General features: G+C 36.5%; 15 protein-coding genes. 13 read left to right on the plus strand and 2 right to left on the minus strand.

Annotated elements, in window-relative coordinates; genetic code table 11:
• The first annotated feature begins 286 nt into the window (after nucleotides 1–286).
• From N7Z68_RS18625 to N7Z68_RS18650, 6 genes are all read left to right on the plus strand, one after another.
• Nucleotides 287–475 (plus strand): hypothetical protein, encoded by a 189-nt coding sequence (locus N7Z68_RS18625; RefSeq protein ID WP_275119977.1) that lies wholly within the window; start codon nucleotides 287–289, stop codon nucleotides 473–475.
• Complete coding sequence (locus N7Z68_RS18630; protein WP_275119978.1) at nucleotides 468–1,025, plus strand: hypothetical protein; 558 nt, start codon at nucleotides 468–470, stop codon at nucleotides 1,023–1,025. The genes N7Z68_RS18625 and N7Z68_RS18630 overlap by 8 nt, the downstream gene beginning before the upstream one ends.
• 166 nt (nucleotides 1,026–1,191) lie before the next feature.
• Nucleotides 1,192–1,875: a Crp/Fnr family transcriptional regulator gene (locus N7Z68_RS18635; RefSeq protein ID WP_373323196.1), complete on the plus strand. Its 684-nt coding sequence runs from the start codon at nucleotides 1,192–1,194 to the stop codon at nucleotides 1,873–1,875.
• 199 nt (nucleotides 1,876–2,074) lie between these two features.
• Complete coding sequence (gene ric, locus N7Z68_RS18640; RefSeq protein WP_275119980.1) at nucleotides 2,075–2,788, plus strand: iron-sulfur cluster repair di-iron protein; 714 nt, start codon at nucleotides 2,075–2,077, stop codon at nucleotides 2,786–2,788.
• A 1-nt stretch (nucleotide 2,789) separates the two neighbouring features.
• Nucleotides 2,790–3,338 carry a hemerythrin domain-containing protein gene (locus N7Z68_RS18645; RefSeq protein WP_275119981.1) on the plus strand — a complete coding sequence of 183 codons (549 nt, stop codon included), beginning with the start codon at nucleotides 2,790–2,792 and terminating at the stop codon, nucleotides 3,336–3,338.
• 156 nt (nucleotides 3,339–3,494) lie between these two features.
• Nucleotides 3,495–4,643 carry a glycerate kinase gene (locus tag N7Z68_RS18650; RefSeq protein ID WP_275119982.1) on the plus strand — a complete coding sequence of 383 codons (1,149 nt, stop codon included), beginning with the start codon at nucleotides 3,495–3,497 and terminating at the stop codon, nucleotides 4,641–4,643.
• A 73-nt stretch (nucleotides 4,644–4,716) separates the two neighbouring features.
• On the opposite strand, the gene N7Z68_RS18655 is transcribed toward N7Z68_RS18650, so the two are convergent.
• Nucleotides 4,717–5,940 (minus strand): NAD(P)/FAD-dependent oxidoreductase, encoded by a 1,224-nt coding sequence (locus N7Z68_RS18655; RefSeq protein ID WP_275119983.1) that lies wholly within the window; start codon nucleotides 5,938–5,940, stop codon nucleotides 4,717–4,719.
• A gap of 787 nt (nucleotides 5,941–6,727) precedes the next feature.
• Here N7Z68_RS18655 and N7Z68_RS18660 point away from each other — a divergent pair.
• The 7 genes from N7Z68_RS18660 to N7Z68_RS18690 all read left to right on the plus strand — a co-directional run bounded on the left by N7Z68_RS18660 (nucleotide 6,728) and on the right by N7Z68_RS18690 (nucleotide 13,794).
• A complete protein-coding gene (locus tag N7Z68_RS18660) occupies nucleotides 6,728–7,678 on the plus strand; it encodes an ABC transporter permease (RefSeq protein WP_275119984.1) in 951 nt (316 codons plus the stop codon).
• Nucleotides 7,671–8,630 carry an iron chelate uptake ABC transporter family permease subunit gene (locus N7Z68_RS18665; protein WP_275119985.1) on the plus strand — a complete coding sequence of 320 codons (960 nt, stop codon included), beginning with the start codon at nucleotides 7,671–7,673 and terminating at the stop codon, nucleotides 8,628–8,630. Before N7Z68_RS18660 ends, N7Z68_RS18665 begins: the two co-directional genes overlap by 8 nt.
• On the plus strand, nucleotides 8,624–9,379 hold the full coding sequence (locus N7Z68_RS18670; RefSeq protein ID WP_275119986.1) for an iron ABC transporter ATP-binding protein: 756 nt from the start codon (nucleotides 8,624–8,626) through the stop codon (nucleotides 9,377–9,379). The genes N7Z68_RS18665 and N7Z68_RS18670 overlap by 7 nt, the downstream gene beginning before the upstream one ends.
• A gap of 183 nt (nucleotides 9,380–9,562) precedes the next feature.
• Entirely contained in the window at nucleotides 9,563–10,558 is a 996-nt protein-coding gene (locus N7Z68_RS18675) for a siderophore ABC transporter substrate-binding protein (RefSeq protein WP_275119987.1), read from the plus strand.
• Nucleotides 10,559–10,630: 72 nt separating this feature from the next.
• Complete coding sequence (locus N7Z68_RS18680) at nucleotides 10,631–10,951, plus strand: antibiotic biosynthesis monooxygenase (RefSeq protein ID WP_275119988.1); 321 nt, start codon at nucleotides 10,631–10,633, stop codon at nucleotides 10,949–10,951.
• 61 nt (nucleotides 10,952–11,012) lie between these two features.
• Nucleotides 11,013–11,675 (plus strand): O-methyltransferase, encoded by a 663-nt coding sequence (locus N7Z68_RS18685; RefSeq protein WP_275119989.1) that lies wholly within the window; start codon nucleotides 11,013–11,015, stop codon nucleotides 11,673–11,675.
• Nucleotides 11,676–11,835: 160 nt separating this feature from the next.
• A complete protein-coding gene (locus N7Z68_RS18690) occupies nucleotides 11,836–13,794 on the plus strand; it encodes a methyl-accepting chemotaxis protein (protein WP_275119990.1) in 1,959 nt (652 codons plus the stop codon).
• A gap of 1,173 nt (nucleotides 13,795–14,967) precedes the next feature.
• On the opposite strand, the gene N7Z68_RS18695 is transcribed toward N7Z68_RS18690, so the two are convergent.
• Nucleotides 14,968–16,194: a PqqD family protein gene (locus N7Z68_RS18695; protein ID WP_275119991.1), complete on the minus strand. Its 1,227-nt coding sequence runs from the start codon at nucleotides 16,192–16,194 to the stop codon at nucleotides 14,968–14,970.
• Nucleotides 16,195–16,266 lie beyond the last annotated feature (72 nt).

The raw sequence follows: 16,266 nt of genomic DNA on the forward strand, positions 1-16,266 counted from the left end.
CCTCCAACTTTAGGGTTTGAAGAAGTGAATAGCTTCATTCATGTTTCTTTAGACGGAATACGACATGTGTCTAATTTACCGCATGAACGCTATATTGACTCTAATTAAAATCAAAGACCTATACCTATAAGGGTCTTACGGTTCAAATTTTAACGAATATAGAAAGATAGATTGTTTGAATGAGAGATTAGTGATATGATTTTTAAGGTTATATAATATGTCGAATTATAATGAATTATAGCTTATATACTACTTTTCATTTCTATATTTTGAGGGGGAATACATAATGACGTTGTTAATCATTTTGTTGTTTTTAGCAGGTGCAGGTTTATTCGTTTATTCTTTTTTTGCCAAAGACTATCAATCAGAAGTTGATACTCAAGTCAGTAATGTTCAAATTAATCTAATGCGAGAAATTAATCAATTGAAAGATAAATTAAAAGAAGTGAAAGAAGGAGGGGTTAAACGTGGATAAGCATACAGCGCGTGGGTTGTCGATGGGATTTTTAATCGCAGGTATCGTTTTGTTAGTGTTTAAATCAGTACTAGCTCCTGCTCAAACGACAGCTGAGGCACCAGAATTTAATCAAGAAATGATTGAGTCCTTTCTAAAAGAAAATAACCTGCTTGTCGTGTCTCAACAAGATTACGAAACAATGATGGGTGGACAACTTCAGGTAAATGTACCGGAAGAGCCTGCTGAAGAAGCGAAACAGGAAGAAAAAGCAGAAGAAAAGCAAGAAGAAAAAGAAGAGAAACAGGAAGAAAAGCAAGAAGAAGTAAAAGAGGAAGAGAAAGAAGAGAAGCCTGTTAAACATAAGATCACAATCGCATCGGGAATGGTAAGTCATGATGTGGCAAGAATGCTGAAAGAAAAAGGTCTTATTAAGGACACTTCAAAATTCGTAAGCAGAATAGAATCAAGAAATGCAGCTAAGTATGTTCAAATCGGTGAACATACCTTAACTACAGGAATGAGTATTGATGAGATCATTCAAGTCATTACTAAAGGTAGAGCTGGGTAAGGCGAAGGGTATAAAATTTAGTATATATAGAGAAAGGGTACTGTGATGCTGCAGTACCCTTTTTGTGATTAAGTGACTTTTATCACGTCCTACTACTCATATGTTGGATATAATGAATAACAAACAAAAAGAGCAAAGAGGGTAATGGACAGTGAGTAAAAAGGAAATGAAATCTTTACTAAAAAATGTCATATTATTTAAAGAGTTATCCGATCAAGAGCTAGATCCAGTCATTGAGATTGCTCATCCTCGAGAGTTTAGTGAACGTGAAATTTTGTTTATGCAGGGTGAACCGTTAGACCGAGTCTTCTTTATTCATAAAGGGCAAGTCAAAATCTATAAAACGGATATAAGCGGGAAGGAGCAAATCGTTTCCATCTTACAAAGTGGAGAGATGTTTCCACATGCAGGATTTTTTCGAACGGGGAATTACCCAGCCCATGCTGAAGTGATGGAGGAGGCTACGTTACTCGTTATACCTATTGTAGAATTTGAACGTTTGTTACTCTCACGTCCTGATATTTGTATGAAGTTATTTCGCGTCATGGGTGAGAAGATCATCGACTTACAAAGTCGTCTTGACGAACAAATCTTTCATAATACGTATGAGCAAATCTTGATGTTATTTCTTAGACTTTCTAAAATGTATGGAGAAAAGCAGAAGGATGAATTTGTAAAATTAACAATTCATTTTACCAACCAAGAGCTAGCGAACATGATTGGTACTACAAGAGAAACCGTCAACCGAACGGTGACCAAGCTTAGAAAAAATAACATTGTACAAATGAGTGAAAAAGGAAATTTACTCATTTCAACAGATTCAGTGAAGCAAGAGCTTCAAATTGATTAGAGGTAATATGCGTTTTTTGATGATCCAATTGAAAATGATTAAATGCGAAATCTCGCGAAGAACTGTCTCCTAGGCTCAAATGTGACCTTTGAGGCAGCTTTTTTTGTTTTCTGTGATGTACATCACTTCATCAGCCCGTTTGTTTCGTTACACTTAAATCGTAGAACAAAACCAAAAATCCTAAATGGGGGTTATTCATATGGAAACGGTCTTTGATTTTTCAACGAAAACAGGTGAGATAGTTACTCGTTTACCGGAAACAAGTACGATTTTAAAACAATATAAAATTGATTTTTGTTGCGGCGGTAACCGTCCGATTGGTGAAGTGATTGAAGAGAAAAATTTAAATGGCACAGAGATACTAGAACAACTAAATAGTGCTTTTATTAAGTCTTTAGAGAAGCCGAGTGTGACATGGGATGAGATGACGAATAAGGAATTAATTCATCACATCATCACTACGCACCATCAATTTTTAAATAGGATCCTCCCTGAGCTGAGCCAATTTACAACGAAGGTTTTCCGTGTTCACGGAAATCACTGTCCGGAACTAGCTCAAGTTCATAAGTTGTTTCATCACTTAAAAACAGAACTTGAACAGCATACGATAGACGAAGAAAATGTAGTTTTTCCATTAATTGAGGCTGTAGAAGAACAACCAACTATAGAGCGAATGAGTGAATTACAAGCTAAAATTGGAGACTTGGAAGGTGAGCATGAGGGAGCTGGAGACCTTTTAAAACAACTTCGAGAAGTGACGAACGACTACACAGCTCCAGATTGGGCTTGCATGACGTATCAATTAACTTATCAGAAGCTTGAACAGTTAGAAAGCGACCTGTTCGAACATATTCACCTTGAAAATAACATTCTGTTTCCAAGAGTTTTAAAAGAGTTAAAGGAGGTTCAATAAAATGAAAACACAACCTTTAGGCTGCATGAGTAGTATGATGCTAAAAGAGATCGATCAGTTATGTCCAGGGCTTGAGCAATTAAAGTTGGAGCATATTCCACTTACAAGGCAGATGGAGGATTTTTACGAACTTACTCAACTCATGGAAGAAAAGGAGATAGAAGCCACACATGAAAACCTCCAACAGCTCTATAAGCAGGTCACTCAATTTGTTACAGAACTTGAGCCGCATTCAGAGCGAGAGGAAGGAATTCTTTTTGAAATGGTTGCAGCTTATATCGGACGTGAAACGGGTCCAATTGCGGTGATGGAATATGAGCATGATCAAGCCAAAAATCACTTAAGACAGTTCCTAGTACAAGCGGCTCAAGCAGGGGCTGAAACAGATGTTGCTAACATAAGAGCGATAGCCGATCATGCGGCAAAAGCGTATTTGATCTTATCAGAACATTTTATGAAAGAAGAAAACGTCCTCTTTCCTCTAGCCGAGCAATTTCTTTCGCCAGACGAAAAACAAGAGTTAGAAGTGAAAATAAAAAGCATAGTATAGTAAAATAAAGGCAGATCTTCATAGGTCTGTCTTTTTAATTCATTGGCTTTATTAAGGTTTGGTTTTGCTAACGAATATGGGTAGAAAGCCAATTAAATAGTGAGAGATTACATAAGAAATAAGTAATATTAAAGGGAGCCAAAGGAGGCATATCCAATGAAAATCATAATTGCTCCAGATTCATTCAAAGGTTCTATTTCTGCAAAAGAGTTATGTTCCGCAATTGGTGCAGGGATCCGTCCGGTTTTTCCAAAAGCTGAGTTAATCGAACTTCCTATGGCAGACGGCGGGGAAGGGACGATGGAAAACCTAGTTCATGCGACAAATGGAACGATTATAAATGTGAGTGTTACCGACCCATTAGGAAGAAGCATTCCTTCTGCTTACGGAGTGTTAGGCGATGAAAAAACAGCCGTCATTGAAATGGCTCAAGCATCCGGCCTTCCTTTATTACGAGAGCAGGAAAGAAATCCTTTAAGGGCGAGCAGTTTTGGGACGGGTGAATTGATCCTTCACGCATTAGATCAAGGTTATCGGAAATTTATCATCGGCTTAGGGGGAAGTGCCACAAACGATGGTGGTATGGGGATGCTTCAAGCGCTTGGGGTAAAATTTTTCATGAAAACTGGCCAATTGATTAAAAATGATGTCAGTGATCTGCTTCAACTAGATGAAATAGACTTATCGACTATAGACCAGCGCCTTACGGAAGCGGAGTTTGTCATAGCAAGCGATGTTACGAACCCTCTATGTGGTCCGAACGGAGCCTCGCATATTTTTGGACCACAAAAAGGTGCGACGCCAGAAATGGTTAAAATATTGGATGAAAGCCTTGATCAATACGGAAAGGTCATCAATGAACGATTGAATATTAATATACACTCTGTTCCAGGTGCAGGAGCAGCTGGCGGAATGGGGGCTGGTTTAATTGCATTTCTAGGAGCAAAGGTCATGTCTGGCATTGATACAGTAATGGAAGCAGTTCAATTTGAAAGTCAACTAGATGACGCATGCCTCGTCATAACCGGTGAAGGAAAGTTAGACGAACAGACCCTTTCTGGAAAGGTAATCTCAGGAGTATGTAAAGTAGCCAATTATCATAACATTCCCGTAATTGCAATCTGTGGCAGTAATGAGTTATCGAGCGGTCAGTTAGCACGATTGGGGGTTGTGGCAGCCTTTTCTATTGTTTCAGGTCCTTGTTCGGTAGAGACGGCGATGTCTCAAGCTGAAAGCTTCGTTGTCCAATGTATTGAACAAATCATGAGCGTTTATCGATTAAGTTTCGGAAAACAACAAGGCTAACGCTATTATAAAATAATGAAAAACCTGAGTGAGTTCACTCAGGTTTTTTCATTCTGGATTTTTTTCGAACCATTTAACTAGGCTTTATCGGCCGGTTTTGTAAATAGAGTTCCAGATCTGGGCTATGCCCTTTTACAATGTCATCAGCAATAATCTTAGAAAGAATCATGCTATATACGGTACCGTTATCACCAAAGCCAAACAAGAAGTGACAATTCGGATATTCATCATATTTTCCAATGATAGGAAGTCCATCGTTCGTTCCTCCATAAAAAGCGGTGGCATAATATTCAGGCTCTACTTTTATATCAGGAAAAAGCTTGTTAAATTCAATCAAAAGCTTATCTCTCTTACTAATCAATTTACGATCGCGTACTTCAGCGTATGGGGTATTTTCATCTAACCCGCCGATAATAATCCGGTTATCCTTTGTTGTGCGAATAAAGGTATACGGTCGTGCTGTTTCCCAAATAAGGGTTTTATTGTACCATGACGAGAAATTATCTGCCTCTACAGGTTTTGTTGTGACGATATATGTACTGACAAAAGAAGTTTTCTTTTCTTTTTTGATATCCAGTCCTTCGTAACCGCAAGCAACAATGACATGACGTGCCTGAATGCTATGATTATTTTTCGTTCGTATCGTAGCCTTTGTTTGTTCAAACTTTTTACCGTTCACTTCGGTATGTTCGAATATTTTTACGCCCTTTTTTGCAGCGTAATCAAATAAATTGTGTGTAAAAGCAAATGGATTTATTTCGCCGTCATCATAAGAATAAAGAGCAGCATCTTTTCTAAAAGGATACCGTTCTTCAATTTGATCGGCAGTTAGAAAATCGACTGGGAAATTTTCCTCGGATAATAAGTTGTATTCTTTTTGTAATTTCTGAACGTCCTCTTTATAGCTGGCAAAGTAAAAAGAATCCCTTCTAGTAAATTCACAATCAATATCTCCAACCGAAGAGGCTTTTTCAATATCATTGATCGCCTGTTTACATAGTTGTAAATGCCTGGAGATATACGGTCTGCCAAAGCTATTGACTAGATCAGAAAACAACCTTTCGCCAGAATATTGAATGATAGCTGTATTGGTTGTTGTACTCCCGGTACCGATTGCATTTTTTTCAACTACAACGACATTTAAGCCGGAATCTGCTAACAAGTAGGCGCATTGAGCACCAGAACTTCCACCGCCAATAATAAGAACATCGCATTCAAGATCTTCTTGCAGAGGTGGGTAGGCAGGGGGATTTTTTAATGTAGTAGGCCAATAATACGTACCCGTTTGTAAATTCATGCGACTTACTCCTTTTGCGTTTAGATGTGAGCCCAAACTCCGTTTCGTTTCTACGAGTATTATTACCAAGCCTTACAAATCCATGCGAAGCTTTACTCAATTTGAATAGAAAATGCCTCTACAATAAATTAGTTCTGTCAGAAACAAAGCAAATTATAACCAAAGTATCAGCCAGCCCCCCCAATCTTCAAGGAGTGGAACGAGTAAGTGGGGGAGGCTGTCACTGTATTGAGCAAGCCTGGAAATTAGGGGACTGAGAGGCCTCTATTTCAGTAAAATAGCGATTTTTTTGAGTTTGGCGGACTCAGAAGCCGCTATTTACTAGTTTTTGAGGTTGATACAGCCGATTTTACGCAGATAAGGCCCTCTCAGTCCGCGAAATCGCAATATTAGTGATTTTCGACGAAATAACGGCCTGTGAGTCCGCTAAAAATCGAATTCCCATAATATCAATCCTTAAGAACATGAAGTGAACACCTAGTAACGAAAAATCATTCCAGCTAGGTGTTTTTTTGTCCTAAAATACTAGTTTAAACAAGTATTTTATTATTCAAGTAAACAAAAATAAGTAATATAGCGGTGTATCACTATTAAATTTATTTGTTTAAACAAATAAATTTAACGAAAGTCATTGACAATGATTATCAGTGAGTAATATACTGTAACAGTGGTAGAGATAATCATTATCAGTTAGACATCGAAAACTGAAAACCCATTTTCTTTTTTTTACTTTTAATTGATAATGATTATTATTTTTAGTATGCATCCTAGAGAGCAGGGGTAGAAAATGAAATTAAGGTATTTATTTCTAGCACTAATTCTATTATCTCTCACGTCGTTATTTATTGGCGTAAAAGGAATTAGCCCGTTAGATATCTTCAACTTAACGGACGAACAAGCACAAATATTATGGGTAAGCAGGTTTCCACGCTTAGTGAGTATCATCCTAGAAGGAGTGGGTATGAGCATTTGTGGACTCATCATGCAGCAGCTTACGAGAAATAAGTTTGTTTCACCAACGACGGCAGGTACTTTGGATTCTGCTAGACTAGGGGTTTTAGTGTCGTTGATGCTGTTTGCATCAGCTAGTGCATTTGTGAAAATGCTGGTAGCATTTGCTTTTGCTCTCGCAGGGACTTTAATTTTTATGAAGATCCTTGAAAAGGTGAAGCATAAGGATGTTATTTTTATTCCTTTAGTAGGTTTAATGTTTGGTAGCATCATAGGATCGATCACTACGTTTTTTGCTTATCGAAATGACTTGATTCAGAATATGTCCTCGTGGCTGCAAGGAAATTTTTCGTTAATTATTAAAGGTCGCTACGAGCTTTTATACATAAGTATTCCGCTTATGATTATTGCTTACCTCTATGCGAATCATTTTACAGTTGCAGGTATGGGGGAAGAGTTTTCAGTTAATCTTGGACTTAATTATAAGAAGGTCGTAAATATTGGTTTAATCCTTGTTGCTGCTGTTACTTCGGTCGTTCTTCTGACAGTTGGGATGATTCCGTTCTTAGGTCTGATTATTCCAAATATAGTAAGTATCTACAATGGAGATAATTTAAAGAAGAACCTGCCTCATACGGCATTACTCGGTGCAGTATTCGTTTTATTCTGTGATATTTTAGGTCGAGTTATTATTTTTCCGTATGAAATACCAATAGGAACTACGGTTGGGGTAATCGGTAGTGCGATTTTCCTTTACTTGCTGATGAGGAGAAAAGCCTATGAGTAATAAAACAAAATTAATCATACTTTTTCTATTATCACTTGTGTTTACGGCTTTATTTATCTTTTATAACCTTAGTTTCAATAGTAACTTGGAATATATTTTGCCAAGACGTGGAGCTAAAATTTTAGCGATTATCGTAACTGGTGCGGCTATTGCGTTTTCAACCGTCGTTTTCCAAACGATAACGAACAATCGAATTTTAACACCGAGTATTATTGGATTTGATTCACTGTATTTACTCATTCAAACGTTTTTAATTTTTGTTTTTGGTTCTGCTAGTTTTCTAGTCATGAATAAACAGGTTAACTTTTTTCTATCGGTTTTGATCATGATGGCATTTGCTGGAGTATTTTACTACATATTATTCAAGCGAGAAGGCGGCAGAAATATATATTTCTTACTCCTCGTAGGGATTGTACTGGGAACTTTGTTTTCTAGCATCTCAACGTTCATGCAGGTCTTAATTGATCCAAATGAATTTCTTATTGTTCAAGACCGAATGTTTGCTAGCTTCAATAACGTAAACACCAACATTTTAGGAGTTGCGATCGTCTTATTTATTCTAGTAACGCTTTATTTTTGGAGGTATTTAAAGTATTTAGATGTTCTTTCACTAGGTAGAGATACTGCTGTTAATCTAGGTGTCGATTATGACCATGTGGTAAAGAGGCTGCTAATTCTAGTGGCGATTCTCGTTTCCATTTCAACCGCATTAGTAGGCCCAATCCTATTCCTGGGCTTACTTGTCGCCAATGTAACGTATGAATTTCTAAAAACACATAAGCACTCTTACATTATTACAGGTGCGATGTTAATTAGTATTGTTGCTCTAGTCAGTGGTCAGTTTTTAGTTGAACGAGTATTTGCTTTCTCTGTACCCATCAGCGTAATCATCAACTTTATTGGCGGTGTGTACTTTATTTACTTACTTTTAAGGGGGAATAAATCATGGTAGTTGTAAAAGGCGTTTCAAAAAAATACGGAAATAAAAATGTCGTAGAGGACGTTTTCGTAGAAATTGAAAAAGGAACAATTACTTCATTTATCGGACCGAATGGAGCGGGGAAAAGTACACTCATTTCGATGATTAGCCGGTTAATTGCGAAGGACTGCGGTCTGATTAGCATTGATGATAAAGAACTGAGCGAATGTAAAAGTGAGGACCTAGCGAAAAAAATCTCTATACTTAAGCAATCGAACCACCTCAATATTCGTTTAACTGTTCGTGACCTTGTGGCTTTTGGAAGGTTTCCTTATTCAAAAGGAAACCTGACCAAAGAAGATTGGAAGCATGTAGACCAGGCCATCGAATATATGGAGCTTGGAGAGATGGAAAATAAGTTCCTCGACCAACTAAGTGGAGGCCAGCGCCAACGAGCGTTTATCGCGATGGTTATTGCGCAGGATACTGAATATGTTTTACTCGATGAGCCACTGAATAACTTAGATATGAAGCATTCTGTTCAAATCATGCAGGTGTTACGCAGATTAGTAGATGAGCTTGGGAAAACAGTCGTAATTGTTATTCATGACATAAATTTTGCGTCCTGTTACTCGGATCATATCGTAGCTCTTAAAGATGGGAAAATTGTCAGGAAGGGAACCACACCTGAAATTATTAACCCAGAGGCCTTAAAAGAAATCTATGATATGGATATTCACATCGAGAACATTAACCAAAATCGCATTTGTGTGTATTTTTAGGTAGCAGATAGCAATTAGTGGTTAGGATTTAGTGAAGAGATAAAAAATGTCTAACCCCTAACCCCTAAACATTGGTAATTCGTTATTTTGATTGTTTCTTAAAATAGCCTGATCAACTATTTAATCGAAGAGATTATCAGAAATAACATTACAATATATATCAAAACTAAGGAGAAATGATCGATGAAAAAGAATGCACTATTACTAGTCTTAGCACTTGTACTAATGTTTGTTTTAGCTGCTTGCGGAGCACAGCAAACAGGAGGAAATGAGCCAACTGAACCAGCTGAAGGGACAGAAGTAGCAGAAACAGAAACAGAAGCAACAGAAGTAACAGCGGAGCCAACCGAGCTTACTTTTGAACATCAATTAGGTGAAGTTACAGTTTCTGTTAATCCTGAAAAAGTTGTCGTATTTGACTTTGGAGTACTAGATTCACTTGATAAATTAGGAGTAGAGGTTACTGCATTACCACAAGCTAATGTTCCTCCATACTTAGCAAAATATGAAGATGCAAAATATGAAAATATTGGTTCATTAAAAGAGCCGGATTTTGAAAAGATTGCTGAAATTAATCCAGATCTAATCATCATTTCTGGAAGACAACTAGATTTATATGATGAATTATCAAAACTTGGACCAACGATCTTTATGGGAGTAGATAATACGAATTATATGGAGTCATTCACTCATAACATGGAAGTGCTTGGGCAAATTTTTGGTAAAGAAGAAGCTGTTGCTGCCGAATTATCAGTAATTAACGAGGCCATTGCGGGTATTAACGAAAAAGCTGCTGACGCAGGAAAAGCTTTAATTATTTTAGCGAACGAAGGAAATATTAGTGCATACGGTCCAGGTTCACGTTTTGGTATTATCCATGATGTACTTGGTGTAGAAGCTGTAGATGAAGGTATTGAGGTTTCAACTCATGGTATGAACGTATCGTTTGAATACCTTGTAGAGAAAGATCCTGACTTGTTATTTGTAGTCGATCGAAACGCGGTTGTAGCAGGTGAAGCGGCTGCTCAAGATACGATTGAAAATGAGTTAGTTCAAGAAACAAAAGCTTATCAAAATGGAAATATCGTATACCTTGATCCAAACTATTGGTACCTTTCTGGAGGCGGGTTAGTTTCTGTTTCTGAAATGGTCAAGGCGATCGAAGCAGCAATTCAATAATGAGAGAAAGACCTGTTTTTTCACTTGATAAAACAGGTCTTTTCTCCGGAAAATAGAGGGAGGAATTTTAATATGGTTATTCAAACAAGAACAATTACCGTTCAACCGGGCTATAGCGACCAAGTGGTAGAGCGTTTTTCACAAGAGAGTCCAATCGACACAATGGACGGACTGATGGATCGAACGGTCATGGTTAATCGAAAAAAGAAAGACCAAGAAGAGGTCATTGTCATGGTCCGATGGGAATCATTAGAAGCATGGAAGAACTGGGAGAAAAGTGGTGCCCATATCCAAGGCCATAAGAACAACAAAGGAAAAGCCAAGCCCGAATATATTCTCGATATTAATGTGAATATGTATGAGGTAAAAGCGGTTAAAAAACAAGAAGCTTAAATAGACTGCTCTATGTTGGTTTTTTTAATATGAAAACCCGAAAAGAAATGAGTGAATATGAATGGAAAAAGTGGAACAGTATATTGAGTCAACGTTTCATACGAAAGAAGCTTTATTAGAAGAAATTAAAGCATCCATTATGGAACGGGGCATGCCGTCGATATCGGTTTCTCCCAATACTGGGAAACTACTCACCATGCTAGTAGCTATTTCAGGTGCAAAGGAGATCCTCGAAATCGGTGCATTAGGTGGCTATAGTGGAACTTGTTTGGCAAGAGGCTTAGATGAACAAGGGCGTTTAACATCACTTGAGCTAGAAGAAGAATATGGCAAACTCGCACACGCGAATTTAACAAAGGCTGGCCTAGGTAATAAGGTTACTTATTTGATTGGGGAAGCATTAACGAGCTTAGAAACACTAGTAAACGAACAGAAAAGGTTTGATTTTTTCTTTATCGACGCAGATAAAGAAAACTACGAAAATTATCTCGAATACTGCATTAAATTAGCTGCACCAGGTGCTTTAATTGTAACGGACAACGTACTTGCCGTCGGCAGTGTAGCAGACGAGACTCTTAAACGTAGAAAATATACCGACTCAATGAAGAAATTTTATGAAATCGAAACCAATCATTCTTGTTTGGAAGCACTTCTGATTCCGATCGGTGATATTTTTTATGAATTTGAAAGACCTTTTTATAGGATATTTTTTAGGGTGAAATAAGTTAGTATTACTTAGACTAAAATAGTAGAAAACTCGACAAAGTTGTGAAGTGTGAGATTCATCACATATTATTTGAGTTCTAATAGGTAAAATAGTCCTATATAGAAATGTGATTACTGGAAATTAGTAATTGTGTTGATGTTTAGGGGAGGAGAACGCAATGAATTTAAAAAACAAACTACTATTTACTTTTTTGTTACTCCTAATTATTCCATCTCTTGTTATAGGGACAATATCCTATCAATCTGCCAAAAGTTCATTAGAGAATCAAATGATGGATGGAGCAATGGAAAATACTAATATAGTTAATCAAAAAGTTAATGAAATGGTTTCAAGTAAGATGGCTGAAGCTGATTTTTTATCAAAATTAATTAGTCAAGAACTATACGATGGTTGGGAAAGTCCTAAAGTACGACAAATATTAGATGGTTATGTAGTGAATCATCCTGAGCTAGACTTTGCTTACTTAGGTACGTTTGAAGGAGAGATGATTCGTCAGCCAAATCCTGGACCAGAGTCAGAAGGCTTTGATCCTCGAACTCGACCATGGTATGAAGGTGCGATGGCTGATACAAGTGCTGTGAACATTACCCAACCATACATAGCCATTTCAACAGGACGGATGGTCGTCACTATTTCGAAGGCAACTAGTGATTTATCAGGAGTTATTGGATTACAAATGGATTTAACTGATTTTCAAGATATTATATCTACGATTACTATAGGTGAAGAAGGTTTCGTCTTTATACTTGATGAGAACAACGTGCCTGTTGTACATCCAGAACTTGAAATTGGTGAACCGTTGGAAGCGGACTGGGGCGTAAATATTCTAGCTAGTGATAGTGGTCAATTTGATTATGTAAACCTTCGTGGTCAAAGTATGAGAAGTAACTTTGTCACAAATGAACTAACAGGGTGGACAATTGGAAGTACAATAAGTGAAGAAGAAATTGAACGTAGTGCAGCTCCTATCTTTAATATTACTTTGAGTGTCATTATTGCCGCCATTATTGTAGGGGTAGCACTTGCATACTTTGTTATTAAATCAATTACAAGACCGTTAGAACACTTAAAAGAGTTATCTGAAAAAGTAAGTAAAGGGAATTTATCTGTACGTGCAGATATTCGTTCTAAAGATGAAATTGGTATCGTTGGTGCTAGTTTTAATAGAATGTTAGATTCCTTTAGTTCTATTCTTAACTCAGTTGGTGATTCATCAAATCATCTATCTAGTTCAGCACAACAACTAACAGCGAGCGCTGAGCAGACAACACTAGGAACGGAATCTGTTTCTAATTCGATTGAGGATATTTCTCAAGGTGTAGATGAACAGGTTAATATCGTGAATGAACTTTCAGAAACTATGAAGAATATGAATGAAAGAATATGTAATATAGTTGAGCATGCAGACTCCTCATCTACTCAGGCAAATTTTGCTTCGGAGAAATCATCTGAAGGAGAGCAATCAATCCTAACGGCAGTTAAGAAAATGGGTGATATCAGTGAATCTGTTCAAGGATTAGGAAATTCGATATCTGAATTAGGTCAATATTCTCAAGAAATCGGGCAAATCATTAGTGTTATTACGAATATATCAGAACAGACTAATTTGCTTGCACTGAATGCTGCTATTGAATCAGCCCGTGCAGGGGAACATGGAAAAGGATTTTCTGTCGTGGCTTCAGAAGTTCGCAAATTAGCTGAACTGTCAGCTGCTAATGCGAAACAAATTACAAGTCTTATTCGAACGATCCAAAGTAAGACGGATGAGGCGATAAAAGCTAATGAGAAGGCGACAGGTGAAGTGAAGGAAGGAATCCTAAGCGTCAATAATGCTGGGCAGTTATTCGAAGAGATTCAAGAGGCAGCACATAAAGTAGCTAAGCAAGTTAAAGAGGTTTCTATTTTGTCTAATTCAATTTCTCAGGACTCCCTGCGTACGGTTGAAGTTGTAGATGAGTTTTCAACGATTGCGCAAAATAGTTTGGCAAGTATAGAGAGAATTTCAGCAGCTTCTGAAGAACAATTGGCTTCGATGGAGGAAATTACATCATCGGCTAATTCCTTATCAGATTTAGCCGATGAGCTTCAGGGCGAATTTCGAAAATATAAAGCATAAGTAGTAAAGTAAAAAAGTATTGTTTCGCTGTATGAAACAATACTTTTTCTTATGGAAACAACTGAGTTTTAAAAGAAACGGTGATGCTTAAATATTATGATTATTAGTTGGAAAACAACTTCTTTACAAATACAACTACTTCTCCGTTATGTTGTGACCACGACCAACAACAACAGAAAACAGGATCCCTTCAAAGTGAAGAAATCCTGTTATATCAACGTTTATGTATGGTGGAGCATAGGGGGCTCGAACCCCTGACCTCTACGCTGCCAGTGAACTTTAGTATCTTAAATACGTTAATATGGCTTAAAATAGGTTGAATTAATGAGCTTTAATTAACGAAAAGTACTTTTTCTAAGATTAAATGTGAACTTTTGTGGACTTTTTATGGTAATGCATGTGGTCAATTTATAAAGGATCCCAATGTTATCACTTTTAGCTTAGTTTTTTAGAAGGAGATTTTGTTATTAGGTCAACTTCTCATATTATCAATATAGTATAAAGAATATAAACTAGTCAGTTCATGCTTGATTATGATAAATAGTATCACTTAAAATCGGATTAAAGAAATTAATGGGATATTCTTTTGTACAGTTAAGTATTTCTACAGTAACAGCAGTTCTTACTACTACTGTAGAGAATTAAGGAGATAAGACCCTATTCAGGAGAGGTAGAACATGAGCATAAAAATTAACTGGAAAAATTATAGACTCCCCAAAGTTTATACAACCATAAAAACAGAACGGAAGCTTTTTACGCATCCGACTCATAGACGTACTGGTTGGGACCTTATTTAGTTTTATATATTCTTCAATGTTTCTATCCCAATTGTAAAACTCAGAGATAAGCCATTAGTAATCAGAATATTATTGGCTCCAAGTATCTCATCATATTTTCTAGCCTGTTCAAATACAAGATTCGTAATGGATATATGATTGGTCTAAAACTGGTACATAATAACCTTCATTATCTTCAACATAAACAACAATATCAGCCCTACCTTTTTGTTCATTATCAAAGAAGTACATACTAAACTGTTGGAGCGTCAATATGCCAATAATTAAATTTGATGAAAAAGAATTGAGGAAACGATAAGTAATAATGCGATGACAATATTAATCAAGATAATAAGGAGAAACCCTTTCTTTAATTCCATCTTAATATCCCTCCTGACTAAACTGTCCACTTTTGTTCTTTTTTAGCCACTACATATTTGTACAAATCGATACTGTAATAAACCAAAAGTATAAAAAATGGGTTCAATGAAAATGTTCCAAATGCTATTCCATCCCAGTATTCATACGAGAATAATTCAGAATAGTAGATCTTATTAATGGCTGTTTCAATATAAAGTTTAACGACAGGTAAATTAATCGCCAAGAATAGAATAAGTGTAGTAGAAGTACCTACCACATTGATAAAAGTATAGATACTAACTAATTTTTTCTCCCAACTCGACCAATTCGTTACTTCTTTTCTTAATTTTTTAATCCTACCTGTTACTAGATTTAGGAACAGTGATTTAGATAATTCATTTAAGTTATCAATGCGTAAATAATTCGCTAATACATAATACAGATCTGTTCGTAAGAAGAATAAGAATTGAAAAATTAAGGACTGTAATATTAATAAAACAAAGAATTTAGATATATCAATCATTAGTGCAGGTAGGGGGATTAATTGGATTAATAATAAGCCTAATATCATGGCATTTGACCATGCGGGTCCACCTAAATATACCGCATAACGTCTGTTTCGTTTAATTGACCAAATATCCGTAACATCGGTTTCAATGACTAAAAAAATCCAGCGGTATCCCCAAGTAATCTTACTTCCGATTCCTTCTTTTTTAGCTGCAACAGCATGCCCAAATTCATGAACAAAAACCGTAATCCAAGTCCCGATGATAATTGTAAAAAAGGTGATGACACCGGAATTACTTAAAAATAAATCTTCTGGTTTTGGCCTTAAAGACTCATTTATCATTAACAATGGAACTAACACCAATGAAACGGCATAGAACACCCATGCAGTTTTACTAAATAACCATTCCGCTAGCCTGGATCGTTTAGGTTCGCTATTTTCTTTAACAGTATTTGTTGAAGATAAAACGTGATCATCCAATTTATGTACAATATTAGACTCAACGAGTGAAATAATAAATTCTTTTACATCCTCAAATGACAGTTGATCTTCTTGATACTTATGTAAAATATCGTTAATACTCGCACCATCTTCTAGTAATTTTAATATGGCATATGCATCTTCTGAGAGCGATACATAATCGTTTGTATCTAATCTGCCTAAGATATAGTCCTCTCCATCCTTATTTAATTTATAGGGATGAATCTTAAATACGGACGAACCTTTTATTTCTTCATTTAAGTTTATTTTTTCCATTTTTCGAACCATCCTTATTAGAGAAAAAACCTTCGACAAAAGAGTATTGTTGAAGGTTTTTTCCTTATAGAT

This window comes from Alkalihalobacterium chitinilyticum, from assembly GCF_029028005.1.
Taxonomy (GTDB): Bacteria; Bacillota; Bacilli; order Bacillales; family Bacillaceae_F; genus Alkalihalobacterium; species Alkalihalobacterium chitinilyticum.